Source organism: Stenotrophomonas maltophilia, assembly GCF_047497515.2.
In the GTDB taxonomy this organism is placed as follows: Bacteria; Pseudomonadota; Gammaproteobacteria; order Xanthomonadales; family Xanthomonadaceae; genus Stenotrophomonas.
Window position 1 is genome coordinate 51,309 of record NZ_JAXAXL020000002.1, and the last position, 26,434, is coordinate 77,742.

The 26,434-nt window shown below is 67.0% G+C and carries 23 protein-coding genes; 17 read left to right on the top strand and 6 right to left on the bottom strand.

Annotation, left to right across the window (positions count from 1 at the left end; genetic code table 11):
• Window positions 1–51 precede the first annotated feature (51 nt).
• The 3 genes from ACMZPQ_RS03945 to ACMZPQ_RS03955 all read left to right on the top strand — a co-directional run bounded on the left by ACMZPQ_RS03945 (window position 52) and on the right by ACMZPQ_RS03955 (window position 4,820).
• Window positions 52–1,908: an ATP-binding protein gene (locus ACMZPQ_RS03945; RefSeq protein ID WP_197583096.1), complete on the top strand. Its 1,857-nt coding sequence runs from the start codon at window positions 52–54 to the stop codon at window positions 1,906–1,908.
• A gap of 48 nt (window positions 1,909–1,956) precedes the next feature.
• Window positions 1,957–4,263, top strand: a complete 2,307-nt coding sequence (locus ACMZPQ_RS03950; RefSeq protein ID WP_197583095.1) for a tetratricopeptide repeat protein — start codon at window positions 1,957–1,959, stop codon at window positions 4,261–4,263.
• 92 nt (window positions 4,264–4,355) lie between these two features.
• Window positions 4,356–4,820 (top strand): YqhG/Tai3 family protein, encoded by a 465-nt coding sequence (locus ACMZPQ_RS03955; RefSeq protein WP_414486072.1) that lies wholly within the window; start codon window positions 4,356–4,358, stop codon window positions 4,818–4,820.
• A 101-nt stretch (window positions 4,821–4,921) separates the two neighbouring features.
• Here the strand turns inward: ACMZPQ_RS03955 and ACMZPQ_RS03960 are convergent, their stop codons facing one another.
• Window positions 4,922–5,716, bottom strand: coding sequence for a cytochrome c biogenesis protein CcsA (locus tag ACMZPQ_RS03960; protein WP_197584055.1), 795 nt, complete (start codon window positions 5,714–5,716; stop codon window positions 4,922–4,924).
• Window positions 5,717–5,838: 122 nt separating this feature from the next.
• Between ACMZPQ_RS03960 and ffh the strand changes: the two genes are divergently transcribed.
• From ffh to ACMZPQ_RS04005, 9 genes are all read left to right on the top strand, one after another.
• Window positions 5,839–7,215, top strand: a complete 1,377-nt coding sequence (ffh, locus tag ACMZPQ_RS03965; protein WP_197584048.1) for a signal recognition particle protein — start codon at window positions 5,839–5,841, stop codon at window positions 7,213–7,215.
• A gap of 233 nt (window positions 7,216–7,448) precedes the next feature.
• The gene (locus tag ACMZPQ_RS03970) at window positions 7,449–8,525 is read left to right on the top strand and encodes an NAD(P)H-dependent flavin oxidoreductase (protein WP_197584046.1); all 1,077 of its coding nucleotides are present in this window, start codon (window positions 7,449–7,451) and stop codon (window positions 8,523–8,525) included.
• Window positions 8,522–9,334, top strand: coding sequence for an aminotransferase class IV (locus ACMZPQ_RS03975; RefSeq protein ID WP_197584044.1), 813 nt, complete (start codon window positions 8,522–8,524; stop codon window positions 9,332–9,334). Before ACMZPQ_RS03970 ends, ACMZPQ_RS03975 begins: the two co-directional genes overlap by 4 nt.
• Window positions 9,335–9,432: 98 nt before the next feature.
• The gene (gene rpsP, locus ACMZPQ_RS03980) at window positions 9,433–9,693 is read left to right on the top strand and encodes a 30S ribosomal protein S16 (RefSeq protein WP_025873821.1); all 261 of its coding nucleotides are present in this window, start codon (window positions 9,433–9,435) and stop codon (window positions 9,691–9,693) included.
• A 45-nt stretch (window positions 9,694–9,738) separates the two neighbouring features.
• Window positions 9,739–10,251, top strand: coding sequence for a ribosome maturation factor RimM (gene rimM, locus ACMZPQ_RS03985; protein ID WP_197584042.1), 513 nt, complete (start codon window positions 9,739–9,741; stop codon window positions 10,249–10,251).
• Window positions 10,252–10,259: 8 nt separating this feature from the next.
• Complete coding sequence (gene trmD / locus ACMZPQ_RS03990; RefSeq protein WP_197584040.1) at window positions 10,260–11,018, top strand: tRNA (guanosine(37)-N1)-methyltransferase TrmD; 759 nt, start codon at window positions 10,260–10,262, stop codon at window positions 11,016–11,018.
• A 154-nt stretch (window positions 11,019–11,172) separates the two neighbouring features.
• A complete protein-coding gene (gene rplS, locus ACMZPQ_RS03995) occupies window positions 11,173–11,574 on the top strand; it encodes a 50S ribosomal protein L19 (protein WP_005408597.1) in 402 nt (133 codons plus the stop codon).
• An 88-nt stretch (window positions 11,575–11,662) separates the two neighbouring features.
• Complete coding sequence (locus ACMZPQ_RS04000; protein ID WP_197584038.1) at window positions 11,663–12,043, top strand: DUF6404 family protein; 381 nt, start codon at window positions 11,663–11,665, stop codon at window positions 12,041–12,043.
• Between the two features lie 73 nt (window positions 12,044–12,116).
• Entirely contained in the window at window positions 12,117–12,527 is a 411-nt protein-coding gene (locus tag ACMZPQ_RS04005; protein ID WP_197584036.1) for a DUF1801 domain-containing protein, read from the top strand.
• Window positions 12,528–12,690: 163 nt separating this feature from the next.
• Here the strand turns inward: ACMZPQ_RS04005 and ACMZPQ_RS04010 are convergent, their stop codons facing one another.
• A complete protein-coding gene (locus ACMZPQ_RS04010; RefSeq protein ID WP_197580577.1) occupies window positions 12,691–14,163 on the bottom strand; it encodes an MATE family efflux transporter in 1,473 nt (490 codons plus the stop codon).
• A 62-nt stretch (window positions 14,164–14,225) separates the two neighbouring features.
• Here ACMZPQ_RS04010 and ACMZPQ_RS04015 point away from each other — a divergent pair, with 62 nt between their 5' ends.
• From ACMZPQ_RS04015 to ACMZPQ_RS04025, 3 genes are all read left to right on the top strand, one after another.
• On the top strand, window positions 14,226–14,465 hold the full coding sequence (locus tag ACMZPQ_RS04015) for a hypothetical protein (protein WP_197580578.1): 240 nt from the start codon (window positions 14,226–14,228) through the stop codon (window positions 14,463–14,465).
• 9 nt (window positions 14,466–14,474) lie between these two features.
• The gene (locus ACMZPQ_RS04020; protein WP_197580579.1) at window positions 14,475–14,882 is read left to right on the top strand and encodes an RNA-binding S4 domain-containing protein; all 408 of its coding nucleotides are present in this window, start codon (window positions 14,475–14,477) and stop codon (window positions 14,880–14,882) included.
• Window positions 14,883–15,047: 165 nt separating this feature from the next.
• On the top strand, window positions 15,048–16,238 hold the full coding sequence (locus ACMZPQ_RS04025; RefSeq protein ID WP_414486071.1) for a glycoside hydrolase family 5 protein: 1,191 nt from the start codon (window positions 15,048–15,050) through the stop codon (window positions 16,236–16,238).
• Window positions 16,239–16,311: 73 nt separating this feature from the next.
• Here ACMZPQ_RS04025 and ACMZPQ_RS04030 read toward each other — a convergent pair whose 3' ends face one another.
• From ACMZPQ_RS04030 to mutS, 4 genes are all read right to left on the bottom strand, one after another.
• Window positions 16,312–16,914: a DUF937 domain-containing protein gene (locus ACMZPQ_RS04030; RefSeq protein ID WP_197580580.1), complete on the bottom strand. Its 603-nt coding sequence runs from the start codon at window positions 16,912–16,914 to the stop codon at window positions 16,312–16,314.
• A 110-nt stretch (window positions 16,915–17,024) separates the two neighbouring features.
• Window positions 17,025–18,668 (bottom strand): catalase, encoded by a 1,644-nt coding sequence (locus ACMZPQ_RS04035; protein ID WP_495495823.1) that lies wholly within the window; start codon window positions 18,666–18,668, stop codon window positions 17,025–17,027.
• A gap of 183 nt (window positions 18,669–18,851) precedes the next feature.
• Window positions 18,852–20,609 carry a wall associated protein gene (locus ACMZPQ_RS04040; RefSeq protein WP_197580581.1) on the bottom strand — a complete coding sequence of 586 codons (1,758 nt, stop codon included), beginning with the start codon at window positions 20,607–20,609 and terminating at the stop codon, window positions 18,852–18,854.
• A gap of 198 nt (window positions 20,610–20,807) precedes the next feature.
• The gene (gene mutS / locus ACMZPQ_RS04045; RefSeq protein WP_414486070.1) at window positions 20,808–23,429 is read right to left on the bottom strand and encodes a DNA mismatch repair protein MutS; all 2,622 of its coding nucleotides are present in this window, start codon (window positions 23,427–23,429) and stop codon (window positions 20,808–20,810) included.
• A gap of 137 nt (window positions 23,430–23,566) precedes the next feature.
• Here mutS and ACMZPQ_RS04050 point away from each other — a divergent pair, with 137 nt between their 5' ends.
• Both ACMZPQ_RS04050 and ACMZPQ_RS04055 read left to right on the top strand, forming a co-directional pair.
• Window positions 23,567–25,510: a site-specific integrase gene (locus ACMZPQ_RS04050; protein WP_040008484.1), complete on the top strand. Its 1,944-nt coding sequence runs from the start codon at window positions 23,567–23,569 to the stop codon at window positions 25,508–25,510.
• On the top strand, window positions 25,497–26,267 hold the full coding sequence (locus ACMZPQ_RS04055) for a nucleotide-binding protein (protein WP_008266608.1): 771 nt from the start codon (window positions 25,497–25,499) through the stop codon (window positions 26,265–26,267). The genes ACMZPQ_RS04050 and ACMZPQ_RS04055 overlap by 14 nt, the downstream gene beginning before the upstream one ends.
• Window positions 26,268–26,434: the final 167 nt, after the last annotated feature.

A 26,434-nucleotide genomic window follows, 5' to 3' on the forward strand; every position in this document is an offset into this window, starting at 1 on the left:
TCGACGAAGACGCCCTGAGGCGTCTTTCCGTGCCCAGGAGTAAACGTTTACATGCAGGACACCGCGCTCATCGCCCCCAACGCCGAGATCCGTCGTGCCGGGGTCGATCTCAATGGATTGATGACGGTGCTGGGCAAGCACCTGTATTCCACCCCAGTGGTGGCGCTGCGCGAGCTGGTGCAGAACGCGCACGACTCGATCATCCGCCGCCGCATCGAACAGCCCGGCGTCGAGGTGCCTTCGCGCATATCGGTGCAGGTCGATGCCACTGCCGGCGTGCTGCGCATCATCGATACCGGTGCGGGCCTGACCCGCCAGGAAATCCACGACTACTTGGCCACCGTCGGCGTCGGCTATACCCGTGGCCTGCGCCAGGGCGGCGAGGATGATGAAGGCCTGATCGGCATGTTCGGCCTGGGCTTCCTGTCGGCGTTCGTGCTGGCGCGCCGGGTCAGCGTGCGCACCACCTCCTACCAGGCGCCCGAGCTGGGCCATCTGTACGTGTCCAGCAACGCCGAGCAGTACACCGTCAGCGAAGTGCCGGCACGTGCGGTGGGTACCGAGGTGGAGCTGGAGCTGCACCCGGACTTCCTGCCGCTGGCCAACGAAGCACGCCTGCATGAAGTGCTGGGCCGCTACTGCGCGCTGCTGTCCGAGCCGATCTTCATCGGTGCTGCGGCCGAGGCGCTCAACCCCGAGCCGCCGCCGTGGCGCGCACAGGGTGATGTCGCCGTGCATCCGGTGCAGGCGCGGCGCCAGGCATTGCAGTTCGCGGCACGCTTCGAGCACGATTTCGAACCGATCGTCACCGTACCGCTGCGTGCCGATGGCAGCAGTGATGCCACCGGCCTGCTATGGGTGCAGGACGGCGCCACCTATGGCACCAGCGACAACCGCAACCTGTCGGTATTCGTGCGCGGCATGCTGCTGGACGACGATGCACGCGACCTGCTGCCGCCGTGGGCCGGTTTCATCGGCGGGGTGATCGAATCCTCGCGGCTGACGCCCACCGCCAGCCGCGAAGACCTGCAGCGCGATGACCAGTACCGCGCCGTGCAGCATGCACTGCTGGAGGCACTGATCGACGGCCTGGCCGACGTTGCGCGACAGCAGCCGGAAGCCTGGCGACGCGTGCTCAGCCGCCACAACGAGGCGCTGCTGGGCGCGGCGCTGTGCGACGACCGCTTGTTCGACCTGCTGCTGGAACACGTGCGCGTGCCGACCTCGCAGGGTGACCTGCCGGCCAGCGCGCTGCCGGCGCGTGGCGCGGTGCATGTGATCCTCGACAATGGTGGCGGCTTCGAGGAAATGCTGTTCCGTGCGATGGGCGTGCCGGTCGCGCATGGCCATCGCTATGCGGTGGTGCCGTTCCTGCGGCGCTGGGCTCAGGCCAAGGGCCTGCGCCTGGTTGAACTCGGCACCGAGCAGGGCAATCGCGCGCTGTTCCGGAGTGACGACAGCCTCGACGAAGCCCAGTTGGCGTGGCTGCGTGAGCAGCTGGGCGACGGCGAGCAGTTGCTGCCGGCGCGCTTCAGCCCCGAGGCCTTGCCGGTGGTGGTGGTGCCCGACCGCGAGGCCGAGCTGAAGCAGCGCCTGGAAGACGACGAGAACGACAAGCGTGTTTCGATGGCGGCGCTGCGCCTGGCCCGTCAGTTCACCGCGCGCATCGAATCGCGCGCACCGTCGCGGCTGTATCTCAATCTCGACAATCCGGCGGTGCAGGCGCTGCTTCGCGCCCAGCGCGAGGGCCACCCGCAGGCCGAGGCCGCCGCACGCCTGCTGCGCTCGCTGAAGATCATCGTTGCTGCGCAGGGCCGTCCGTTGGCCCGCGCGACCGCCACGCCCGGCCCGGATCTGAACGGCGCCTTCTCCGATATTGCCGGTGCCCTGCAGCAGATGCTGCGCTGAGCACCGCACCCTCTCATCCAGCCTTCGCTAGACAGGAGCATTTACCCCATGGATATCTGGAACTGGGTCGAAAAACTGCAGGGTGACCTGCGCCAGGCCGGCCAAGCGCAGAACGCGCATCTGCTGAACCGCCTCGCCGACGAGGTCAGTGAGCTGCAGATCGACCGCGTCGATGCGCTGTTGCCTGAAGCGCGCGCGCTGGGCAAGGCGCTCGACAATCCCTGGGTCGACGTGTATGTCGGCCATTGGGCGCTGCGCAACCGCGTCGGCAACCGCGTGGAAGGCGAGAGCGCGCTGGGCGAAGCGGTGGCGTTGTTCGAGCGCGCGCACCGCGAGGACACGCTGGAATGCCCGCAGTCGATCTGCGTGACCCAGGACCTGGCCGCTTGCTACGGCAACATCGATGGCCCGGGCTGGGTGCCCGAACGCATCGAGGTGTGCGATGAAACCCTCGGTCGTGTCGACCCGAGCTGGGCCTGCTTCCAGTGCCTGAGCTGCGAGAAGGCCGACGCGCTGCTCGATGATGGCCGCGGCCAGGATGCGCTCGACTACCTGCAGGTGCAGTCCGATGCGATCGAGGCCTGTGGCAAGGAAGTGTTCGACAGCTTCCCGGAAATGCAGATCAAGATCCTGCTGGGCATGGGGCGCGCCGAGGAGGCGCTGGTGCTGATCGAGAAGCGCGAGGCTGAAGTGGCCGCGTCCGGTGAGTACGAGCCGGCCAACTGCACGGTGCCACGCCGCCTGTCCAAGGCGTGGGCGCTGGCCCAGCTGGGCCGCGACGAAGAGGCGCTGCAGCAGCTGGTGCCGTGGAGCGAGCTGACCCCGAATTACTGGCGGCTGTGGGCGAACACTGCCGCGGCGCTGTGCCAGCGCGATCCCGCGCGCAATACGTGGGATCTGGGCACGCGTTTCAACACGATCATCGAGCACTTCGCGCGTGTCGGTTCGCATCGCCTGCTGATTGAAGTGGCGGCGCTGAGCCTGGAACTGGCCCTGCAACGTGGGGCGCGCTGGGTGGCGCTGCGCCAGCTGGAGCTGGCCCGCACCCATCTGGCGCAGCTGCGCCAGGACCGCGGTGCGGCGGCGCTGGTGGCTGGGCTCGCCGCGCGCATCGAGGCGTTGCCGGCGGTGGCGCCGCTGCCGGTTCCCGCGGGCGACCTGCTGGCGTGGCTGAGCGAGCAGGGCGAACAGAACCAGTCGCGTGACCCGGAGCGCGAGGCGCAATGGTTGCTGCAGGCGCAGTCGCAACTGCCCGATGACGAAGCACTGGCCGAGACGGCGGCTTCTGCGCTGGCGGCCTGCGGTGCGCAGGCCGAGGCGCGCGCGCTGCTGTGGCAGTTCGTGCAGGCGCACGCGCAGGAAGACGGCCCGGCGGCCTACACCCTGATGCGCTGGCTGACCGAGCAGGGCGACGACGACGGCCTGCGTCGCCTGGCCGACGTCTATCGTGGCAGCGTGCCGGTGTTCGCGCACTGGTGCGAAGTGCAACGCGCACGCCGCGTGTCCGACTGGCCGGCGCTGGAGCAGGCCGCGCAGGCGCTGCTGGCGGCATCGCCGGGCTCGCACGGTGCACGCGGCACGCTGGCGCGCATGTACATGGAAACCGGCCGCTTCAGCGAAGCACAGGCCTGCTATGCGCAGCTGGTGGAGCTGTTGGAAGAACCCAGCGCCGCGCATTGGGACCACATGAGTGCGGCCAGCGCGGCGCGCGACTGGGACGCAGTGCGCCGCTCGGCGGCGGCGATCGGCATGGAGCTGTCCAGCCAGGACGGCGTGGTCGAAGAGCCGTGGGGCTGGGTGATCATCCGCAGCGAAGAGCATGGCGAGCCGATGGAGTACTACGCCCGCCGCAGTGGCCCGGTCACCGCGCGCATCGTCGAGAACGCACCGGCCAACCGCGCCCAGCAGGTCGGCGACTGGGTGGTGTTCGACGCCGCGCTGGTGCATCCGGCACCGGAAGAGGAGGAAGCGCGCGAGCACTTCATCCCGACCTATGCACAGGTGCATGTGCTGGAGCGTGGTGGTTTCGCCCGCAGCTGGCTGATCGATGGCGCGCACCCGGGCGAAGAGGCCTGGAACGCCTTTGTTGAAGCCGCGGAAGCACAGGGTTGGCAGGTCTGGTCGCACAGCCGCCCGGACTACACCGTGACCGATCCGGACGCGGACGAGGGCACCCTGCCGGGCGTGCTGTTCACCGTGGCCCAGCCGCAGGACCATGCGCCGCTGGCGCTGCATCGCTTCCTGCAGCAGCAGACCGCGACGTGGCCCCATCCGCACTGCTGGCTGCGCTTGGCCGAAGCCTGCGACCAGGACCGCCAGCCGCATCTGGATGTGATCGAGCGCTACGGGTTGTAAGCCCGGCGCCGGGTGGTGCCGGCCGCTGGCCGGCAGCGCCATGCGATGCTTTGTTGCCGGCCAGCGGCCGGCACTACCCCAAGGAGAGATATATGCGAAAGACAGGGATGTGGGTGATCGCCGCGCTGCTGCTGGCCCCTGCCGTGCAGGCTGCGCCGGCCTGCCAGGCGCCGGTGGCCGTGGCGCGCGCGTTCTATGAGGCGACGACGGGCAAGGGGGATCTGTTGGAGCCGCCGACTACGCTGGTGAGCCCGGCGTTCGGCAAGGCGCTGCGCGGCGAACGCGCCTGCCAGGTGCGCGAGGAGGGCATCTGCACCATCGATTCGGACCCTTGGCTGGATGGCCAGGACGGTGACATCGACAGCGCGGTGGACTACCAATGGCGGCAGGATTCGGCCAGCGCCGGCGTGGTCGAGATGCGCTATACCGTGTGGAAGCAGGCGCGCCTGACCCGCGTACCGATGGTCCGGCAGGGCGAGGGTTGCTGGCAGGTCGATGACATCGTTACCAGTCGCGGCCAGTCGGTGCGGAAGATCCTGGCCCAGCCGGTGCCCTGAACCGCCTACGGCATCCACGCAGGGTGCTGTCCAGTTGCCGGCCAGCGGCCGGCACTACCCTGTGATGTTGGGGGGGGCGCCGACCGTTGGTCGGCACGCCTCTATCGCGTATGCCCGAACACCAGTTCGATCACGAACTGGCTGCCGAAGAACGCCAGCAGCAGCAACAGCATCGCCGCCAGCGTCCAGTGCACCGCCTTCATGCCGCGCCAGCCGTAGCGGCGGCGGCCGATCAGCAGCACGCCGAACACGATCCACGACAGCACGCTGAGCACGGTCTTGTGAACCAGCTTCTGTGCCAGCAGGTCGTCGACGAACAGCACGCCGGTGACCAGGGTCAGGGTCAGCAGCGCGAAACCCACGGTGATCACCCGGAACAGCAGCGATTCCAGGTCGGCCAGCGGCGGCAGTGCGCGCAGCCAGGGGCGGAATTCACGGCGGCGCAGTGCGCGCTCCTGCAGCCACAGCATGATCGCCAGCAGCGCGGCGATGCTCAGCGTGGCGTAGGCCAGCAGCGCCAGCCAGGCGTGGCTGGCCAGGCGCCAGCCCAGCACCTTGCTCGGTTCGTGGCCATAGCCGTGGTAGGCCAGCAGCAGCACGGCCGCCAGCGGGAACACCACCACGCCCAGTGCCGACATCCGACCGCGCGCGCCGACCAGCGAGGTCAGCCAGGCCATGCCCAGCCCGACCAGCGACAGCGCGGCGAAGAAGTGCATGTCCGGCCCGCCATTGGTGCGCATCGCCACCATCACGTGGTAGCCGCCATGCAGCAGCATCGCCGGCAGGGCCGGCCACAGCCAGATGGGGGAGCCGGTGGTTTCATCGCGGCCGAGCGCGCGCACCAGCAGGGCACTGGCAGCCAGGTAGAGCAGGACGGCGATGAGAACGATTGTCATCGTTGCAGTTTCGCATACCCCTGCGGTGGTGGCGACGGCCGCGGCGTCGCAGTCCGGCAGGCAGGGCGGACCCGTTATACTGTCTGCCTTATTGTCCCCCGTTTTCAGACAGGTCGTACCGCATGTTCGAGTCCCTGACCCAGCGCCTTTCCGGCACCATCGAGCGCCTGCGTGGCCGCGGCCGCCTGACCGAGGAGAACATCCGCGAGGCGACCCGTGAGGTCCGCATCGCGCTGCTCGAAGCCGACGTCGCGCTGCCGGTGGTGCAGGCCCTGATCGAGCGCATCAAGGTGCGCGCGGTCGGCCAGGAAGTGCTGAAGTCGCTGACCCCGGGCCAGGCCCTGATCAAGGTCGTGCGCGACGAGCTGACCGCGGTGATGGGCGCTGAAGCCAGCGACCTGAACCTCAACGTTCCGGCCCCGGCCATCATCCTGATGGCCGGCCTGCAGGGCGCCGGCAAGACCACCACCGTGGGCAAGCTGGCCAAGCACCTGAAGGAAAAGCGCAAGAAGAAGGTGATGGTGGTGTCGGCCGACGTCTACCGTCCGGCCGCGATCGAGCAGCTGAAGACCCTGGCCGAGCAGGTCGGGGTGCTGTTCTTCCCGTCCAGCGCCGACCAGAAGCCGGAAGCCATCGTCCGCGCCGCCATCGATGATGCGCGCAAGTCGTTCGTCGACGTGCTGCTGGTCGATACCGCCGGCCGCCTGGCCATCGACGAAGCGATGATGGCCGAGATCAAGGCCCTGCACGCTGCCGTGAACCCGGCCGAAACCCTGTTTGTGGTCGATGCCATGACCGGCCAGGACGCGGCCAACACCGCCAAGGCCTTCGGTGACGCGCTGCCGCTGACCGGCGTGGTGCTGACCAAGACCGACGGTGACGCCCGTGGCGGTGCCGCGCTGAGCGTGCGCTACATCACCGGCAAGCCGATCAAGTTCGTCGGTGTCAGCGAGAAGCCGGAAGGCCTGGACGTGTTCCACCCGGACCGCATCGCCAGCCGCATCCTGGACATGGGCGACGTGCTGTCGCTGGTCGAGCAGGTCGAGCAGCAGGTCGACAAGGAAAAGGCCGCCAAGCTGGCCGAGAAGGTCGCCAAGGGCAAGAAGTTCGACCTGAACGACATGCGCGACCAGCTGGAGCAGATGCAGAACATGGGCGGCATCGGCGGCCTGATGGACAAGCTGCCGGGCCTGGGCAACATCCCCGACCATCTGAAGCAGCAGGTCAGCCAGGGCAAGGAAGTGCCGCGCATGATCGCCATCATCAGCTCGATGACCAAGAAGGAGCGGCGCAACCCGAACCTGCTCAATGGCTCACGCCGCGCGCGCATCGCCAAGGGCTCCGGCGTGACCCCGGCCGACGTCAACAAGCTGATGAAGCAGTACATGCAGATGGAAAAGATGATGAGCAAGATGGCCGGCGGCGGCATGAAGGGCATGATGCGCAGCATGAAGGGCATGATGGGGGCCATGGGCGGCCGCGGCATGCCGTTCCGTTGATGGATGGGGTGTCGGGTGATTGCGTTGGTGTGCCGACGCATTGCCGGGGCCCTGCATTGGTATGTCGATGCGCTGCTGGGGCCCTGCATGGGTAGAGTCGAGCTTGCTCGACTGAGGCGCCGGCAACAGTCGAGCAAGCTCGACTCTACGTAGGGCGTGGAGCAGTCGAGCAAGCTCGACTCTACCCCCGTCCTGCGCGCACCATGGGGGCCTGTCCGAAACGATGGGCCGTCATGCAGAGTTCCGCTGTAACTTCCCGCGTCGAGGCGTTCTGCCGGCGCTTTGACGTTTCCGCCCCGATCCTGCTGGCACCGATGGCCGGCGCCTGCCCGGTGCCGTTGTCGGCCGCGCTGGCCAATGCCGGCAGCATGGGCGCGATGGGCGCGGTGCTGTCGTCATCGGCCGATATCGGCCGCTGGATGGACGACTTCCGCGCCGCTTCCACTGGCCCGGCACAGGTGAACCTGTGGGTGCCGGACCCGGCGCCAACTCGTGATGTTGCCGCCGAGGCTGCCAGCCGCACGTTCCTTGCACAGTGGGGGCCGGACGTGCCGGCCAGCGCTGCAGACGCCACGCCTGCCGACTTCGAAGAACAGTTTGCCGCCTTGCTGGCGGCGCGCCCGGCAGTGGCCTCGACCATCATGGGTGTGCTGCAGCCACGCCACGTGCAGCAGCTGAAGGATGCGGGCATCGCCTGGATCGCCTGTGCGACCACGTTGTCCGAAGCGCGCGCGGCACAGGACGCCGGCGCTGAGGCGGTGGTAGCGCAGGGTGTGGAAGCGGGGGGGCATCGCGGGTCGTTTGATCCGGCAATGGCCGAGCGTCAACTGGTCGGGCTGTTCGCGCTGCTGCCGCGCCTGGCCGATCACCTGCGGATTCCGGTCATCGCTGCCGGTGGCATCGCCGATGGCCGTGGCATCGCCGCCGCGCTTACCCTCGGCGCAAGCGCCGTGCAGATCGGCACCGCCTTCCTGCGTACGCCGGAAGCGGCGATCGCCTCGGCGTGGGCCGACGGGCTGGCTGCCAGTGAACCCGAAGACGCCTGGCCGACCCGCGCCTTCAGTGGCCGCCTCGGTCGTGGCCTGGCTACCCCTTATGTGCGCGCCGCCGCCGCGGACGGCGCACCTGCACCGCGCCCGTACCCGGTCCAGCGCGGGCTGACCGCACCGATGCGCAAGCAGGCGGTGCAGGAAAACCGCTTGGCGGCGATGCAGGCCTGGGCAGGGCAGTCGGCATGGATGGCGCCGGCACAGCCGGCCGCCGACGTGCTGCGTGGCATGTGGCAACAGGCGCAGGCGCTGCTGCGATGACGGTGACCTGCAACGGCCAGCCGGCGCAGGTCGAGGATCTGTTGCCGGCACTGGTCAACTACGGCCACTTCACCTCGCTGCAGGTGCGCGGCGGTGCCGTGCAGGGGCTCGACCTGCATCTGGCGCGGCTGTTGCAGGCCACGCGCGAACTGTTTGGCAGCGAACTGGATACGGCGCAGGTGCAGAGCTGGATGGCGCAGGCCCTGCATCAGGCGGCGCGCGCCGATGCCTCGCTGCGGGTGACGGTGTACTCGCGCCACTTCGATTTCCGCAGCCCGCTGGCAACCGTGCCGGTGGACGTGCTGGTGGCGGTATCCGCGCCGGTGACGCTGACCGCGCCCAAGCGCGTGCGCAGCGTGGTCTGGCAGCGCGAGCTGCCGCAGATCAAGCATGTGGGCACCTTCGGCTTGTTTTCCGAGCGGCGTGCGGCGATGGCGGAGGGCTTTGACGATGCCCTGCTGGTTGGCAGCGATGACCACGTCAGCGAGGGCACGACCTGGAACCTGGCCGTCCATGACGGCCACCAGCTGCTCTGGCCGCGCGCGCCTGCCCTGCGCGGCACCGCCGAGAGTCTGCTGAAGCAGCACTGGCCCGGCCCGCAGGTTACCCGCCCCGTCCCGCGGGCGGCACTGGCCAGTGTGAAGGCGGCCTTCGCCTGCAATGCCAGCGGCCTATGGGCACTGGATGCGATCGACGGGCATCTCCTGCCGGGTTCGCAGGCGCTGGCTGAACAGGGCAGGGCGGTGCTGGCCGGCGTGGCTTGGCAGGAATTGGGGTCAGATCCTTTTTACGCCGCAGAAGGGATCTGACCCGGGTGAAGCGCTGGGGTTGGCTCGGCCGGGTTCTGCCGCTATAATCGCCCGCTTACCGCGCCATCCTGGCGACTGGGCAATAGGAAAAAACCACCATGGTCAAGATTCGACTGACCCGCGGCGGCGCCAAGAAGCGTCCGTTCTACCACATCATCGTGACCGACGTGCGCAGCGCGCGCGACGGCCGCAACATCGAGCGCGTTGGCTTCTACAACCCGGTTGCACAGGGTGGCGAGAAGCGCATCGAGCTGGACCTGGCCCGCGTTGACCATTGGGTCAAGAACGGCGCCCAGCCGACCGAAAAGGTTCGCAACCTGATCAAGGAAGCGAGCAAGTCCCAGGCCGCTGCGGCCTGAGCCTGAAGGGCCGCACCCTGGTGCGGCCCATCTGATCGAACGCAGATGAAAGATAACGGGCGCCGCATCCTGCTGGGCAGGATTGTCGGCGCTTTTGGTGTGCGCGGCGAAATAAAGCTCGAGTCCTGGACCGAGCCGCGTTCCGCCATTTTCCGTTACCAGCCGTGGATCCTGCGCAGCCCCAACGGGCAGGAATCGACGTTTGAGGGCGCTCGTGGCCGCGACAGCGGCAAGCATCTGGTGGCCCGCTTCCCGGGCGTCGAAGATCGCGACACGGTCGAGGCGATGCATGGCACCGAGGTCTACGTGGCCCGCAGTGCGCTGCCGCCGCCGAAGCCGGACGAGTACTACTGGGTGGACCTGGAAGGCTTGGACGTGAAGACCACCGAGGGCGTCGCCCTGGGCCAGGTCTCGCACCTGTTCAGCACCGGCGCCAACGACGTGGTGGTGGTCCGTGGTGACCGCGAGCGGATGATTCCGTTCGTGCAGCCGGACTTCGTCAAATCGGTCGACTTCGAGGCCAACCTGGTCGTGGTCGATTGGGATCCCGAGTTCTGAGTGTGAGCATGCGTTTCGACGTCATCACCCTGTTCCCCGAGTTCCTCGCCCAGTCCGCTGGGTTGGGCGTGGTCGGGCGTGCGCAGGAGAAGGGGCTGTTCAGCCTGCATGGCTGGAATCCCCGTGATTACGCCGAAGGCAACTACCGCCGGGTGGACGACCGTCCGTTCGGCGGTGGCCCGGGCATGGTGATGCTGATCGAGCCGTTGCAGGCCTGCCTGCAGGCGATCCGCGACGCCGATCCAACCCCGGCACGGGTAATCTACCTGAGCCCGCAGGGCGCACCGCTGACCCAGGCCAAGGTGCGGGAACTGGCGGCATTGCCGCGCATGGTCCTGCTCTGCGGCCGCTACGAAGGCATCGACGAGCGTTTCCTGGAAGCCAATGTCGACGAGGAGATTTCCCTCGGCGATTACGTGCTGTCCGGGGGCGAGCTGGGCGCGGCGGTGATCATCGACGCCGTGGCCCGCCTGCAGGACGGCGCCCTGAACGACGCCGAATCGGCGGCGCAGGACAGCTTCGAGGGTGACCTCGGCCTGCTCGACTGCCCGCATTACAGCCAGCCGGCCCAGCATCCGCTGGGAGACGTGCCGGACGTGCTGCGTTCGGGCAACCACGCGGCCATCGCCGCCTGGCGCCGCCAGCAGTCGCTGGTCCGCACCGCCCAGCGGCGCCCGGATCTGCTGGATGAACAGGCGCTGGGCAAGGCCGACCGCAAACTGCTGGACCAGGCCCGCCAGGCCCAGAAGCACAAGGCCGGCCCCTAGCGCAGGGCTGGCTTTATCGGCTATCATGGCCAATTACCGCCAGCCCCGGCCGGCGCGCGCAGTACCCACAACAAACGTGCAGCACAGTCCAGTGACTGCATCAGCCTACGTTGTCGAATCGACACGCCCACCCGAACAAGAATCGGTGTAACCCATGAGCAAGCTGAACAAGTCCATCGTCGCGGAATTCGAATCCGCCCAGATCACCCGCGAACTGCCGAAGTTCAGCCAGGGCGACACCGTTGTCGTCAACGTGAAGGTGAAGGAAGGCAGCCGCGAGCGCGTGCAGGCCTACGAAGGCGTTGTCATCGCCACCAAGAATGCCGGCCTGAACTCCTCGTTCACCGTCCGCAAGATCTCGCACGGCTACGGCGTCGAGCGCGTCTTCCAGACCCACAGCGCCATCATCGACTCGGTCGAAGTGAAGCGTCGTGGTAAGGTCCGCGCCGGCAAGCTGTACTACCTGCGTGGCCTGGAAGGCAAGGCTGCCCGCATCAAGGAAGACCTGGCTGCCGCTGCTGCCGCCAAGGCTGCCCGTCTGGCCGAAAAGGCCTGATAAACAACTTCGGTTGTTGCCGCGACGGCCGCCTTCGGGCGGCCGTTTGCGTTTGCGTTTGCGGCATCGCATCGGCCACGATCAGGTGATGAACGATATCAACCCACGCTATCCCGCCGTGATCCAGGCCGCGCTGCGTTTTCTCGACGGCAAGGGACTGGCGCGCGTACAGTCCGCGCCGTTGCTGCATCGCCTGCTGTGGCGCAGCGGCATTGCCGTGCCGCCGCCGATCCTGGCCAGCTTCGGCATCAATGCGTTGGTGCAGGGCCTGCTGTTCGGGCTGTTCTGGACCGGCCTGATGTGGCTGATGTTGTGGCAGGGCAGCGAGCGCCCGCTGGCATTGTTGCTGGCCGCCGGCCTGTTGGCCGGCGCTGTGTTCGGCGTAGTGATGGCGGCGCTGATGCAGTCACTGCGCCGCCACCGCAAGCTGCCGGACTGGAAGCAGTTCCGGGCCGGGCAGGCGGACTGAGCCGATGGCGCGCCGCGCCCGCCGAGCGTATACAAGTGCGGTGTTGTGAATCCCTTCCTGACGAGAACTCTCGATGGCCACGCATGCACCCAATCCTGCCGATGCCGGAAAGACGGTTGCCGAACTGATCGATGCACGCATCGCCGAACTGGGTGACTGGCGTGGCGAAACGCTGGCACGCGTGCGCGCGCTGATCCATGAAGCGCTGCCGGAGGTACAGGAGACCTGGAAGTGGCGGGGCACGCCGGTGTGGGAACACAACGGCATCCTGTGCACCGGCGAGACCTACAAGAAGGCAGTGAAACTGACCTTCGCCAACGGTGCGGCATTGGCGGATCCGAAGGGGCTGTTCAATGCCAGCCTGGACGGCAACGCGCGGCGCGCGATCGACATCCATGAAGGCGCGATGCCCAATGCCGCCGCGTTCAAGGCGCTGCTGCGCGAGGCGGCGACGTTCAACGCGGCGAAAAAGAAGAAGCGGTAGAGCCGGCCGCTGGCCGGCTGTTGCACGATGCTTCCGGAGCGGCATGAAGCTGCCGGCCAGCGGCCGGCACTACCGTGGTTTGACCGATCCATGAGGTTGCCGGCCAGCGGCCGGCACTACCGTGCATTGATCGATCCATGAAGTTGCCGGCCAGCGGCCGGCACTACCGTGGCGGCGTGGATTCCAATGCGACGTCCGGGTCGGCCACCGGTGACGGTGGGCAGGCCGGGATTTCCGAGGGCGTGGCCAGTTCCTCGGCGTGCGAGGGCTTGCCGATCATCTTCGCCTTGCGCCAGCCACCCCAGCGGTAATACGCCAGCGACAGCAGCATCGACACGAACGAGCTGACCGGGAAACTCCACCAGATCGCATCGGCGCCCCAGTACGGCTGAAGCAGTTCGGCGAACGGCACGCGCACGCCCCACAGCGAGCCGGCCAGGATCAGCAGCGGCGGAATCACCGCGCCGGTCGAACGCACCACGCCGGAGATCACGAAGCTGACGCCGAAGAACAGGAACGAGCCGATCACCACGTGGTTGAGGTGGCGGGCGATGTCCAGCGCCTGGCTGGCCGGCGGCAGGAACAGGGCCAGCAGCTGGCGATCGAACACCACCAGCGGCAGGATCAACGCGCCGGTCAGCAGGAAGTTGAACAGCACGCCCTGGCGTGCGGTGCCACGCACGCGGTCCCAGCGCTGCGCGCCCACGTTCTGCGCGGCCATCGACGAGCAGGCCGCACCGATCGCCATCGCCGGCATCTGCAGGTAGTTCCACAGCTGCAGCGAGGCGCCATAACCCGCGCCGGTAGCGGTGCCGTACTGGTTGACCATGGTCATCAGCAGGATCACCGACAGCGAAATCAGCACCATCTGCAGGCCCATCGGCACGCCCTTGAGCACCAGGGCCTTGAGGATGGTCAGGTCGAGCTTGAACAGGCGCATGTCGGCACGCCCCAGCCACAGCGTGTGGCGCTTGTGGCGCATGTACAGCAGCAGGCCGGCCAGCGACAGCGTCTGCGCGACCAGCGTGGCCCACGCCGAGCCGGCGATGCCCAGCGCGGGGAATGGCCCCATCCCAAAGATCAGCACCGGGTTCAGAACGATGTCCAGCGCCACCGACACCAGCAGGAAGCGGAACGGCGTGCGTGAATCGCCGGCACCGCGCAGCGCGGCGGTGAGGAAGGCGAACGCGTACAGCGTCGGCATCGCCAGGAAGATGATCTGCAGGTAGGCCTCGGCCAGCGGCAGCGAGGCGGCCGGCGTGCCCATCGCCGCCAGCAGCGGATGCGCCATGAACCAGCCGGCGATCGCGATGATCACCGACAGGCCGATGAAGAAGGTGGCGCTGGTACCGACCACGCGCCGCGCCTGGGCGATGTCGCGCGCGCCGATGGCCTGGCCGATCAGGATGGTCGAGGCCATGCCGAAGCCGAACACCGAGCCGATCAGGAAGAACATGATGTTGTTGGCGTTCGCGGTGGCGGTCAGCGCCGCCTCGCCGAGGAAGCGGCCCACCCACACCGCATTCACCGAGCCGTTCAGCGACTGCGCGATGTTGCCGGCCAGGATCGGCAGGGAAAACAGCAGCAGATTGCGGCCGATCGGGCCGGTGGTCAGGTCAAGCGGCGCTTTGGCCATGGAGTGGTGATCGAATCCCGGGAGGCGCACACTAGCACCAAGCCGGTTTGCGGGATGTGGCAATGCATCAACCACTGCAGGTGACGCGGGCTTTGGCGCTGGCCTTGATCGGCGCCGCACTGGCCGCATGTTCGACAGGTGACCGGCTGGGCGATACCCAGGTGCGGCCGACCGACCGTCCCGAGTGCCTGGTCGGCAGCCAGCGCCAGGATCTGTCCGCTGGCGTGCCCACCCTGATCGGGGGCAGCGGTTGCCGTACCGACCCCGACAACCCGCGTCCCCTGAACAAGCCACCGGAGTAGTGCGCACCGATGCATGAGCTTTCCCCGCTGTCGCCCAGTGTCCGCCTGGATATCTGGCTGTGGGCGGCCCGTTTCTTCAAGACCCGCAGCCTGGCCAAGCAGGCCATCGAAACCGGAAAGGTCAGCGTGGCCGGCCAACGCCCGAAATCCTCGCGCGCGGTGCGCGTGGGCGAGCAGTTGCAGGTGGATCGTGGCGAAGAGCATTTCGAGATCCAGGTGCTGGGCCTGAGCGATCAGCGCGGGCCGGCACCGTTGGCGCAACAGCTGTATGCGGAGAGTGAGGCCTCGAAGGCGCGCCGCGCCGAACAACGCGCACTGCGCATCGCCGCCCGCGATGGCTTCCAGCCGCCGGAGCACAAGCCGGACAAGCGCGCGCGGCGGCTGATCCGGGCATTGGGCGATATCGACGCGCTTTGAGGGTTGCCCGCCGGGTCTGGTCCAGCGGAGAGCGTGCGAACCAACGGTTCGCACCCACCCGAGCGAGCGGGTAGCGCCGGGCGATGCCCGGCGAACCGGTCGGCACTCAGCCTGCGTTCGGTGTGTGCCCCGCACGTTGGATCTTCCTTCTCATGGAAGACCCTCATGTTCCTGCGCCACAGCCTGCTGTGCCTGGCCCTCGCTACCGCCGCGCCGGCGTTCGCCGCTGACATCACCTTCTGGGATTCGCCGCAGCGCGGCGGCAACAGCTTCAACGAGAATCCGCCGGACCGCGCCTACTTCCAGGCGCTGCGTGACACCGGCGCGACCTGGGTACGGCTCAGCCCGGACAAGTGGAAAAGCGCCGGCGGCCGCGACTTCATCGGCGATGCCGACCATTACCAAGGCTTGGTGCAGGCCGACGTGGCCACCCTGCGGCATGCGCTGGATGACGCCAATGCCTCGGGCCTGAAGGTGGTGCTGGTGCCGTTGTCGCTGCCCCTGCTGCGCTGGAAGCAGAAGAACGGCGACAAGGTCGATCAGCGCCTGTGGCAGTCGATGGACAACCACCTGCCCGCGCAGCGCTTCTGGCGTGATCTGGCCACCGCACTGAAAGGGCATCCCGCGCTGGCCGCCTACAACCTGATCAACGAACCTGCACCAGAATATGGCACCGCGCTGGCCGAACACGCCCCGCCTGAGGCGATGCGGAAGTGGTATGCCGGTGTGCAGGGCGGCCCGCGCGATCTGCGCGTGCTCTACCGAGGGCTCATTGCCAGCGTGCGTGCGGTGGATGCAGACATGCCGCTGATGCTCGATGCCGGTTGGTACGCGGCGGCGGACGCGTTTGATTACTGGCCGGCACCGCTGGACGACGCGAAGCTGCTGTACAGCGTGCACATGTACGAGCCGTACGCCGCTACCAGCGCGCCCAACCAGAAGCGGGCCACGCCGTACCGCTACCCGGCAGAGGTGCCATTCGGCGCGGGCAGCGAACGCTGGGACAAGTACCGCGTACGCAGCTACCTGCAGCAGCCGATGGAGTGGGCGAAGACGCACGGGGTGGGGGCCAACCGCATGGTGGTCGGTGAATTCGGCTGCATGCGCCGCTGGCCCGACTGCAGCCGCTACCTGCAGGACGTGCTGCAGGTGCTGGAACAGGACAAGGTGCACTGGGCCTTCTACGCCTTCCGCGAGGATGGCTGGGATGGCATGGACTACGAACTGGGCGACAAGGCGCTGCCGTGGTCGTACTGGCAGGCACAGGAGCAGGGAACGCCGGTGGCGCCGCCGCGCTCGATGCAGGCGCCGTTGTTCGCGCCGATCCTGCAGCGGCTGAAGGCTGGAAACCGCTGAGACGCCGGGCAGGGCCCGGCGTCATCGGTAACAAGGCCGATCATGGCCGGGCCATCCCCGGCCACAGCGTCGGTCAGCGCTTGCCGCCGAGCAGGTTGCCGCCCAGCTTCAGCAGGTCGCTCATGCCGAACTGGCCGTCGCCGTCCTGGTCCAGCACGCTGCCGAGCAGGCCGCCGGCAATGCCGCCCTGCTGCTGCACCTGCTGCTTTTCCTGGCCGAGCGCCTGGCTGAGCGAGCCGGCATCGGCCTGGCCGCCGCCCAGCCGCTGGGCGAGGAAGGCCATCACGATCGGCGCGAGGATCTGCAGCAGCTGGCTGGTGCGGCCGCTGTCGAGCTGGGTGGCCTGGGCCAGGCCGGTTTCCACCTTCTGCTGGCTGCCGCCGAAGATGTGGCCGAGGATGCCGGCGCCATCGCTGGCGGCACCGCCGCCACCGCCGCCCAGCACTGAGCCGAGCACGCTGCCCAGGTCCAGGCCGCTGTGGTTGTTCTGCAGCGCGCCAAGCAGGGCCTGCGCCCCCTGCGGCTGCGCGGCGTTGTTGCCCAACGCGCCCATCAGCACCGGCAGCGCAGCGCCGATTGCGCCGGAGGCCTGGGTGTCGCTGATGCCGAGCTGCTGGGAGACCTGCTGCAGCGGGGCGCCCTGCAGTTTGGCGAGAAGTTCATCGGTCAGGCTCATCAGGGGAATCCTCGGTTGGGGTTGGCGCTGCACACGGTACGGCGCCGGCTGTTAAAACGGCGACGCCGCCTCACAGGGAGGCGGCGTGCCGTGTACGCGGGGGAGGGCGATCAGAGCTCGATGTCTTCCGCGCCCGGGGTAGCGGCCGGGAAGTCGGTTTCCGGCTGGGCCGGCTTGAACGGGTCGGACGGCTGGCTGGCCAGCGCCTTCAGGGCTGCCGCGACGCCGGCACCGTAGGCCGGGTCGGCCTTGCTGCAGTTGTCGATGTGGCGCTGCTTGATGAAGTCCGGCGCATCGCCCAGAGCGCGGGCCGTGTTGGCGAACAGGCGGTCCTTCTGCGCCTGGCTGTAGCTGCGGAACAGCGCACCGGGCTGGCTGAAGTAGTCGGCGTCGTCCTCGCGGAAGTTCCAGAAGTCGGCGTCGCCGCGGATCTTCATCGGCGGCTCGCGGTACTCCGGCTGCTCCTGCCACTGGCCGTAGCTGTTCGGCTCGTAGTGCGGCAGGCCACCATAGTTGCCGTCCACGCGCATCGCACCGTCGCGGTGGTTGCTGTGCACCGGGCAGCGCGCGGCGTTCACCGGGATCTGGTGGTGGTTGACGCCCAGGCGGTAGCGCTGCGCATCGGAGTAGGCGAACAGGCGCGCCTGCAGCATCTTGTCCGGCGACGGACCGATGCCCGGCACCAGGTTGCTCGGTGCGAATGCCGACTGCTCCACGTCCTGGTACCAGTTGACCGGGTTGCGGTTCAGTTCGAACTGGCCCACTTCGATCAGCGGGTAGTCGCTCTTCGGCCACACTTTGGTCAGGTCGAACGGGTGCACGCGGTAGGTTTCCGCGTCCAGTTCCGGCATGACCTGGATGAACAGCTTCCACTTCGGGAAGTCGCCCTTCTCGATCGCGGCGAACAGGTCGCGGCCGTGGCTTTCGCGGTCATGGCCGACCAGGATCTGCGCCTGCGCGTCGGTCAGCGATTCGATGCCCTGCTGGCTGACGAAGTGGAACTTGACCCAGAAGCGCTCGCTGTCGGCGTTGGTGAAGCTGTAGGTGTGCGAGCCGAAACCGTGCATGTGTCGGAAGCTGCGCGGAATGCCGCGGTCGCTCATCACCACGGTCACCTGCAGCAGGGCTTCGGGCAGCAGCGTCCAGAAGTCCCAGTTGTTGCGCGCGCTGCGCAGGTTGGTGTGCGGGTCGCGCTTCACGGCCTTGTTGAGGTCGGCGAACTTGCGCGGGTCGCGCAGGAAGAACACCGGGGTGTTGTTGCCGACCAGGTCCCAGTTGCCTTCTTCGGTGTAGAACTTCAGCGCGAAGCCGCGGATGTCACGCTCGGCGTCGGCGGCGCCACGCTCGCCGGCCACGGTGGTGAAGCGGGCGAACATCTCGGTCTGCTTGCCGACCTTCTCGAACAGTCTGGCGCGGGTGTACTTGCTGATGTCGTGGGTGACGGTGAAAGTACCGAACGCGCCTGAGCCCTTGGCGTGCATGCGGCGCTCGGGAATGATCTCGCGGTTGAGGTTGGCCAGCTTCTCCAGCAGCCACACGTCTTCCATCAGCAGCGGGCCCCGCGGGCCGGCGGTCTTGCTGTTCTGGTTGTCCACCACCGGTGCGCCGAAGGCCGTGGTCATCGGCGTGACCGGGTCATCGCCGTGCTTCTGCTTGGGCGTGGTGCTCAGCTCGCGCTGCTGCTCTGCGCCCTGCTCCGGCGACGGGGCGGTATGGTACGGGCACTTGGCGTTGTTGTTGTCGGACTGGCTCATCGGCTGGCTCCTGGTGGCGGTGAAGACGTGGGAAACATCTTCACTCGACTGTAGCTAGGGCCAGATGAAATGAATAATCGAATGAATCATTCATTTCTATAGTTTCTGTCTATCGAGAGTGGGAAGTCCATTGCTGGAGCCTAAAGCCAGGCGTCCTGCGGGTCACGCCGCGACCCGCTCGGGTCATGGGCCCGCGGCGCTCGATTCGATGACGCGCACGGGGCGTGCCAGGCCGTCGAAAGCATCCACATAACGACGATGGAGCATCCCGTCCCGGCGCAGCTGGGTGTCCTGCATCGGGCGGATCTGGGTGGTCAGCGGATTCCCGCGTGGCGCCAGCTGGGTTCCATAGCGTGCGGGGTAGGCGGCCGACGCGCCTGCCTTCACGTAGCGGGTCTCCTGCACCACTACGCCGGCGCGGCGGAGGCGCTCGATCTGCAGGTCGCCGATGTTGGTGGTGTAGTCGTTGCCGAAGACATACTCGGCCTGTACGCCGTCAGGCCGGTTTTCCCAGGTTGTTGAAACACAGTTGGAGGTGCAGCCACCGGTGAATGACCAGTGCGGTGAGTACGTGTACGTCCAGGAGGCGGTCTGGATGCCGGGCCCGGACAGCGTCTTGGACACCAGCGACTTGGCCATGTAGGCGCTGGGAGTGCCGAACGAGCCAAACCCGAAGCTGGAGGTACTGGTGCCGATGATGCCGCAGCTGCCCGGCGTGTTGTCTGATCCGTGGATCAACTGGCGAAGTGAAAACACCCCTTGCGCGCCGCTCGGATGGCGCATCGTGATCACGTCGTTGTAGGCCGGGTCACCAGCAACTTCCGAGCGGAATGTCCCTGGGTCCTGCGCACAGGCGTTCATGTAGAAGCCCGGATTCATGACGGGGGGCACCATCGTCCACGGCATGGCACCGGCATGGCGGTCGGTGGAGAAGGTCCAGCGCGACTGGTCAGGAAGGACGACTTCATTGAGCGTGCGTCCCCAGTAGCTGTCGACGTAGTTGTAGCGCCAGGTGCGGTCTCCGGCGCGGACGGCACCGATCTTGCCCTGCGCGTCGTAGTCGATGTCGATCCGGGCGCCGTCATTGGAACTGATCGCCAGCAGGCGCGTCGGGTTGGCAGCGTCGTAGCTGTAGCTGACCCAATTGCCGTGGCGGTCCTCGACCCGCGTCGCATAGAGGAAGACATCGACCACTGGAACCAGCAGGTACGGTTGGGAGGTGCCGTTGCCATTGCCGTCGCGGTAATACTCGTTGGCCAGCACGTCGTGCTGGTCACGCACCGCCATCCAGTCGAAGAAGTAGCGGGTGCCATCGGTGGTCCGCACAACGAAGCCTTCGCCGGTGCCATTCTTGATGGCGGGCAGGCAGCTGACCCGCCACTGGCTGGCCGAGGTGCCGATGTAGGCTGCGCCATCCTGGGGCAGGCTGGCCCCTGCTTCCTTCATCAACAGCGGTTCATAGCCCACCGCCGGCAGGTTGATGAAAATGCCGCTCCAATAGGTGTGCTTCGGAATGACCCGGGTGTTGAAGTCGGGTGACGGGCCAACCGACTCCGTGGGCGATACGTTGTTGCCGCTGCAGCGGCCACCACCGACCGCATTCCAGCCCCTGCGTTGATCGTAGGAACCCATCATGTAGGGAGCATCGATTTCCCAGGATGCCCCCAGCGGAGCGGCGCCTCGGTCGAGTCCCTGCTTCTGCCTCGGCGTGGTGCGGGTGAACGCGACGCGCATTCCGCTGCTGGTCGGCACGACGACGTCGGTCTGCGAGAACTGCAGTGAGCCATCCTTCTTGCTGAGCGAGTCACCGAACAGATCGTCGCTGAGCGCCGCGACCCGCGCACCCCGCAGGCGTTCGTCATAGGTGCGTTCGCTGCTTACGTATTCCTGTGCATTGGCCACACCCCCTACCAGCAACAACGCTAGAACCGCACGCCGCATGATCGTTCCCTCGTGATCGAATCCCATGGCTTCGGTGCGGCTGCATGCTGCCTGGCCCCATTCCACGCTGCTGGGATCGCAGTTTCAGTGATTGTGCAGAACGGCGCCCCAGCTCCCCTGTGGCGACCTGCGTGGCCGAGTATGCAGGATTCTTCGCGGCGGCATCCAGGGGGCGTGACGCCCCCTGGCCAGGCCCACTTACAGCAGCGCCTTCAACCGGTAGAGCGCTTCCAGCGCCTGCTTCGGGGTCAGCTCGTCCGGATCGATCGCGGCCAGCGCTTCCTGCGACTTGCTGGCCGGTGCGGCGAACAGGCCGAACTGCTGCGGTGCATCCAGCGCCTGCGGCGCCAGTTCGGCGGCATGGCTTTCGCCACCACGCTGCTCCAGCTCCGCCAGGCGGCGACGGGCCTGCGCCACGGTCGTGCGCGGCAGCCCGGCCAGCGCCGCCACCTGCAGGCCGAAGCTGCGGTTGGCCGGGCCGTCCTTCACCGCATGCATGAATACCAGGGCTTCGCCGTGCTCGACGGCATCGAGGTGCACGTTGGCGATACCGCTGCGGCCGCCCTCGTGCTGCTCGTCGGCCAGCGCGGTCAGCTCGAAGTAGTGGGTGGCGAACAACGTGTAGCAGCGGTTCTGGTAGGCGAGGTGGCGGGCCACCGCATCGGCCAGGGCCAGGCCATCGTAGGTGGAGGTGCCGCGGCCGATCTCGTCCATCAGCACCAGCGAGTGCGCGGTGGCGTGGTGCAGGATGTAGCTGGTCTCGGCCATCTCGACCATGAAGGTCGACTGCCCGCGGGCGAGGTCGTCGCCTGCGCCGATGCGGGTCAGGATGCGGTCGATCGGGCCGATCAGCGCACGGCTGGCCGGCACGAAGCTGCCGATGTGGGCCAGCAGCACGATCAGCGCGTTCTGCCGCATGTAGGTCGATTTACCGCCCATGTTCGGGCCGGTGATGACCAGCATGCGGCGGTCCGGATGCAGGTCCAGGTCGTTCGGTTCGAACGGTTGCTCGCGCACCGCCTCGACCACCGGGTGGCGGCCACGTTCAATCTTCAGGCACGGTTCGGCCTGTAGCTCCGGACGCGCCCAGTCCAGCGCCTGCGCGCGTTCGGCGAAGGCGGCCAGCACATCCAGTTCGCTCAGTGCAGCGGCGCATTGCTTCAAGGGTTCCAGCTGGCCGCCGAGCGTATCCAGCAGCTGCTCGTACAGGTACTTCTCACGCGACAGCGAGCGGTCGCGCGCCGACAGCACCTTGTCCTCGAATGCCTTCAGTTCTTCGGTGATGTAGCGCTCGGCATTGGTCAGTGTCTGGCGGCGGGTGTAGTGCACCGGTGCGCGCTCGGACTGGCCCTTGCTGATTTCGATGTAGTAGCCGTGCACGCGGTTGTAGCCCACCTTCAGGGTGGGGATGCCACTGCTCTCGCGCTCGCGCTGTTCCAGGTCGACCAGGAACTGGTCGGCGTGGGTGGACAGGCGGCGCAGCTCGTCCAGTTCCTCGTCGAAGCCGTCGGCCAGCACGCCGCCATCGCTCAGTTTCAGCGGCGGCATCTCGGCGATGGCACTGGCCAGCAGCTGTGCGCAGTCGTCGTGCTCACCGAGTGCGGCATGCAGCGCCTGCAGGCGCGGCGAATCCAGCGGCGCCAGCACCTCGCGTACCGCCGGCAGCAGGCCCAGGCCGTCGCGCAGGGTGGAGAAATCGCGTGGACGTGCCGAGCGCAGCGCAACGCGGGTAAGAATGCGTTCGAGATCGCCCAGACGACGGAACTGCTCGCGGATGTCGGCGTCGCTGCCGCGGTCGATCAGTGTTTCCACCGCATGGTGGCGCTGCACCAGCACCTCGCGCAGGCGCAGCGGGCGATGCAGCCAGCGCCGCAGCAGGCGGCCGCCCATCGGCGTCACCGTGCTGTCGAGCACGCCCAACAGCGTGTTGCGGGTATCGCCATCCACACGCGTGTCCAGTTCCAGATGACGGCGGGTGGCGGCGTTCATCGCGATCGCCTCACCGGCGGTTTCCATCGCGATCGAGGTCAGGTGCGGCAGGCGCTGCTTCTGGGTTTCCTCGACATAGCCGAGCAGAGCACCGGCCGCGGCAGTGGCACGCGGTTTGTCGTCGATGCCGAAGCCGCTCAGGTCATGCAGCTTGAAGAAATTCAGCAGCTGGCGGCGGCCGCTGTCTGCATCGAACAGCCACGGCGCGCGGTGGCGTACGCCGGTGCGCTGGCGCAGGAACTCCGGCCAGTTCTCTTCGTCGGGCACCAGAAGCTCGGCCGGTTCCAGCCGTGCCAGTTCGGCTTCCAGCGCGTCGTCGGTCTCGACTTCGTTGACCAGGAAGCGGCCACCGGCCAGGTCGGCCCAGGCCAGGCCGTAGCCCTGCTTGGTTCGCGAGAGCGTCATCAGCAGGGTGTCGCGGCGTTCGTCCAGCAACGCCTCATCGGTGACCGTGCCAGGGGTGACGATGCGCACCACCTTGCGCTCGACCAGGCCCTTGGCCAACGCCGGGTCGCCGATCTGCTCACAGATCGCCACCGACTCGCCCAGCGCTACCAGCCGCGCCAGATAGCCCTCGTAGGCATGCACCGGCACGCCCGCCATCGGGATCGGCGCGCCGCCGGAGCTGCCGCGCTGGGTCAGGGTGATGTCGAGCAGGCGCGCTGCTTTGCGCGCATCGTCATAGAACAGCTCGTAGAAATCGCCCATGCGGAAGAACAGCAGCAGGTCCGGGTAGTCGGACTTGGCGGCGAAGAACTGCTTCATCAGGGGGGTGTGCTCTTGACTCCCCTTGGATTCGTTCCGTTTTGTTTTTGAATCAGTGGCTTGCAATGGAGTCCGTCTCGGTGAGTGAAGGCGGGTTGCCGTCAGAAACGGCAAGTAACGGGGTTTTTTGTTGCGATGGTGTTGCGACGGCCGGTTGCTTGGGCAAAGATCGTGTTGCGACGCCAATCGGGACACGGACGATCATGCCAAAAAATGTTGCGACGGACCGCGCCACCCGGCGCCAGGCCACCAAGTTTAGTCTGACCCACCAACAGGTGATGGAGCTTTCAGTTCGGCGCATCCCTGCGTCGGGAGGCTTGGGCAAGCGCGCCAAGCTGGTGGAGCGGCCGGCGGAGCAGGGCGATAAGGCCTATCGCGTGCTGGATGGAAACCAAGGGGCGCCGGTAGGGTTTGGCTTCTACGTGGGCAAGACCCGGACGACCTATGAAGTGGTTCGGCGCGGAACGCAGGGGGTCCGCCGCTTTGCGTTGGGCAACGTCACGGACATGGGGCTGGAAGAGGCCTACTCCGTGGCCCGGGAGCTGATTCAGGAGCTCAAGGCGTCAGGCGAGAACCCGAAGACTCGGGCAGCGCGGGCTAGCCAGCAGCAGCAAGAGGACGGTCGACTGGCTCGGCTCACCGTGGCCGACTGTTTCGACGTCTACATCGCCGACATGAAGGACCGGGTGACCAAGCGACTGGTGAAGCAGTCCAGCCTGACGGCGTTGGAGGACAGCCTTGCTCGATTGTCACGTCCGGAAGTGGGGTTCGCTCAGCGGGCCGTGGCCGATGTGACCGACGACGACGTGGAAGCCGCGTTCGACGCGTTGCGCAAGAGCGCGATGGTCCGATCCAACCGCATTCCGACCCCGATGCGAGAAGCTTTGGCGGGCTACGAGGACTGGGCGGAGCTGGATACGCGGACACTGGAAAGCCTGGGGATCACGGGAAAGTATGTCCAGCGCGTCCGGGCCAGTGGCCTGGCCGCCACCGAACACAGCTTCACGGATGCCCATCGCGCGGTGGCCATGGTGCTGAAACGTGAGAGCGTCCTGGCGGGACGGGAAGGGCGAGAGTCTAGGCTGAGGCACAACCCCCTGCAGGCCATCTTTGATAGGCACTTGCTGAGAGGCGCCCGGAACCTCCGCAAGCATTATGAGAAGGCGGCGGTCCGCAATCCGCTGACCGACAACACGCTCCCAAAGGTGTTGCAGTCGATTGTGGGGCGCCGGGATGAGCAGGGTGGCCACAACGCCGGCGCGTCCGATTATCTGCTGCTGACCTTGCTTTGGGGCACGCGTCGAAGCGAAGCCGCGCAACTGCGCTGGATGGATCGCTGTTCCCACAGCGAGTTGATCCAAGAAGAAGTGTCATGGGTCTGGCTGGGCCAGCCCGGGGAGATCAACCGCTATACGAAGCGGGAGGGCCCGCAGGTCTTCATGTTCGACACCAAATCGGGCGAAGAGCGCTTCCTGCCGATCAGCTACTTCGCGGAGAGGGTGCTGCGACTGCGCTTTGAAACCCGGCTGGACGACGACGGTGCCCTGCGCGAACTGGCTGCAGCAGAGTCGTTGCTGAAGTCAGCCAAGGCCAAGGGGGCGGCACGAACGGTCCTTGCTGCACTGGAGGCAGGCGTCCAGGAAGCGTTGCGCAAGGTGGACCGGACACGCTTCGTGTTCCCCGCCCGCTCTAGCCGCAGCAAGTCGGGCCATTACCTCGATAGCAAATCGATCCTCGCCAATGTGCGTCGCGACGCGGGCTTGGTTGGGCAGCAGGGAGATACGGGGGACATTCGGGATGACGTCGACCAGGGCCTGACCACGCATGATTTGCGGCGGACCCTTGGGCGTTATGCGGCCCTGAAGTTTGGCGAGAGCCGCATTGTCTCGCAGATGCTCCACCACCACGTCCGCACGGCCGGTGGCGATGGCATGTCTCCGGTCTCCGAACGCTACACGCAGCAGGAGTGGGCACGCCTTCGCGAGGCATTTGGTGAGGTTGAGGAGATGATGGTGGCCCGCAGTCCCCGGGTCTGGAACCGGCTCAAGGGGCTGGACAAGCCCCGCCTCGACGAGGCCGGCGAGGAGCCGGTTAAACTGTTCGCTCCAAGGAACAGGAAGTTGGCGCTGAGCCATGCAGACGATTGAAACGGTTCGCAGTGACGAGGACTACCGCGCCAAGCTTCAACGCGCGCTGGACCAAGAGCTGTCGCGCGCTGCAGCCGGCCTGACGCCCACCGTTTCAACCAAGGCCGCAGCCCAGTTTCTCGGGGTGCATTTCGACACGCTGGGCGAGTGGCGCCGCCGGTCGCCCCCGCTGGGGCCGCCCTTTCAAAAAGGCGCGGGCAGCCTTCACGGCGGGGCCAATCAGCACGTCCGCTATCTGTACGAGGATCTCGTCGAGTGGCAGCGCGCTCGATTGGGTCGCTCAGCCAAGGAGCGCCGGCTGGTGGCAGAGGAAGACGCTCTGCGCCAGCAGATCCGCGAGCTCGAGCGGGAGCTCGCGGTAAAGACGGGCCGGACGGAGTTGGAGAAGCTCAAGAAGGCGGTCGGCAAGGGCGTGTCCTTCCTGTCGTTGCGAGACTGCGTGTCGATCAGCCATGGGTGGGTAATGAGCGACGGCTGTATCGCCGGTCACGTTCTCTCGGTCTCGGAAGATCTGCTGGACCGGGCCCTGGACGAAGGCAACGTGTGGGATGCATCGCTGTCCGAGGCTCTGCTGGAGGCTTGGGTCAGCGTCGACGCAAGAGAACCCTACGACGCCGCCATGAGCGCTGCGTTGGACGAGGTGGAAAAGGTCTTGCGGGTGGCGCGTTCTTCTGCCCGCCAAGACGCATTGGACGACTCTCTGCCTGAGCCTGCCCGACCCGCAAAAGATGTCGGTGGCGGTCGATTCCGCTTCTGAGGCCGCCCAGTGAGAGAACGCCAGCCAACAGCTAAAGGTCGAGACCCAGGGATTATGGGGGGCAAGCGTCGTGGCCGGCCTCGAAAAGATCCGACGTCACCGCTCGTTACATTGAGCGAGCAACATCAGGACGAGCTATCGCGAGCAAGAAAAGGCTTGGAGCCTGA

Coding starts and splice junctions, on each gene's coding strand:
- ACMZPQ_RS03945 (WP_197583096.1), top strand. CDS start 52: ATGCAGGACACCGCGCTCATCGCCCCCAACGCCGAGATCCGTCGTGCC.
- ACMZPQ_RS03950 (WP_197583095.1), top strand. CDS start 1,957: ATGGATATCTGGAACTGGGTCGAAAAACTGCAGGGTGACCTGCGCCAG.
- ACMZPQ_RS03955 (WP_414486072.1), top strand. CDS start 4,356: ATGCGAAAGACAGGGATGTGGGTGATCGCCGCGCTGCTGCTGGCCCCT.
- ACMZPQ_RS03960 (WP_197584055.1), bottom strand. CDS start 5,716: ATGACAATCGTTCTCATCGCCGTCCTGCTCTACCTGGCTGCCAGTGCC.
- ffh (WP_197584048.1), top strand. CDS start 5,839: ATGTTCGAGTCCCTGACCCAGCGCCTTTCCGGCACCATCGAGCGCCTG.
- ACMZPQ_RS03970 (WP_197584046.1), top strand. CDS start 7,449: ATGCAGAGTTCCGCTGTAACTTCCCGCGTCGAGGCGTTCTGCCGGCGC.
- ACMZPQ_RS03975 (WP_197584044.1), top strand. CDS start 8,522: ATGACGGTGACCTGCAACGGCCAGCCGGCGCAGGTCGAGGATCTGTTG.
- rpsP (WP_025873821.1), top strand. CDS start 9,433: ATGGTCAAGATTCGACTGACCCGCGGCGGCGCCAAGAAGCGTCCGTTC.
- rimM (WP_197584042.1), top strand. CDS start 9,739: ATGAAAGATAACGGGCGCCGCATCCTGCTGGGCAGGATTGTCGGCGCT.
- trmD (WP_197584040.1), top strand. CDS start 10,260: ATGCGTTTCGACGTCATCACCCTGTTCCCCGAGTTCCTCGCCCAGTCC.
- rplS (WP_005408597.1), top strand. CDS start 11,173: ATGAGCAAGCTGAACAAGTCCATCGTCGCGGAATTCGAATCCGCCCAG.
- ACMZPQ_RS04000 (WP_197584038.1), top strand. CDS start 11,663: ATGAACGATATCAACCCACGCTATCCCGCCGTGATCCAGGCCGCGCTG.
- ACMZPQ_RS04005 (WP_197584036.1), top strand. CDS start 12,117: ATGGCCACGCATGCACCCAATCCTGCCGATGCCGGAAAGACGGTTGCC.
- ACMZPQ_RS04010 (WP_197580577.1), bottom strand. CDS start 14,163: ATGGCCAAAGCGCCGCTTGACCTGACCACCGGCCCGATCGGCCGCAAT.
- ACMZPQ_RS04015 (WP_197580578.1), top strand. CDS start 14,226: ATGCATCAACCACTGCAGGTGACGCGGGCTTTGGCGCTGGCCTTGATC.
- ACMZPQ_RS04020 (WP_197580579.1), top strand. CDS start 14,475: ATGCATGAGCTTTCCCCGCTGTCGCCCAGTGTCCGCCTGGATATCTGG.
- ACMZPQ_RS04025 (WP_414486071.1), top strand. CDS start 15,048: ATGTTCCTGCGCCACAGCCTGCTGTGCCTGGCCCTCGCTACCGCCGCG.
- ACMZPQ_RS04030 (WP_197580580.1), bottom strand. CDS start 16,914: ATGAGCCTGACCGATGAACTTCTCGCCAAACTGCAGGGCGCCCCGCTG.
- ACMZPQ_RS04035 (WP_495495823.1), bottom strand. CDS start 18,668: ATGAGCCAGTCCGACAACAACAACGCCAAGTGCCCGTACCATACCGCC.
- ACMZPQ_RS04040 (WP_197580581.1), bottom strand. CDS start 20,609: ATGCGGCGTGCGGTTCTAGCGTTGTTGCTGGTAGGGGGTGTGGCCAAT.
- ACMZPQ_RS04050 (WP_040008484.1), top strand. CDS start 23,567: ATGCCAAAAAATGTTGCGACGGACCGCGCCACCCGGCGCCAGGCCACC.
- ACMZPQ_RS04055 (WP_008266608.1), top strand. CDS start 25,497: ATGCAGACGATTGAAACGGTTCGCAGTGACGAGGACTACCGCGCCAAG.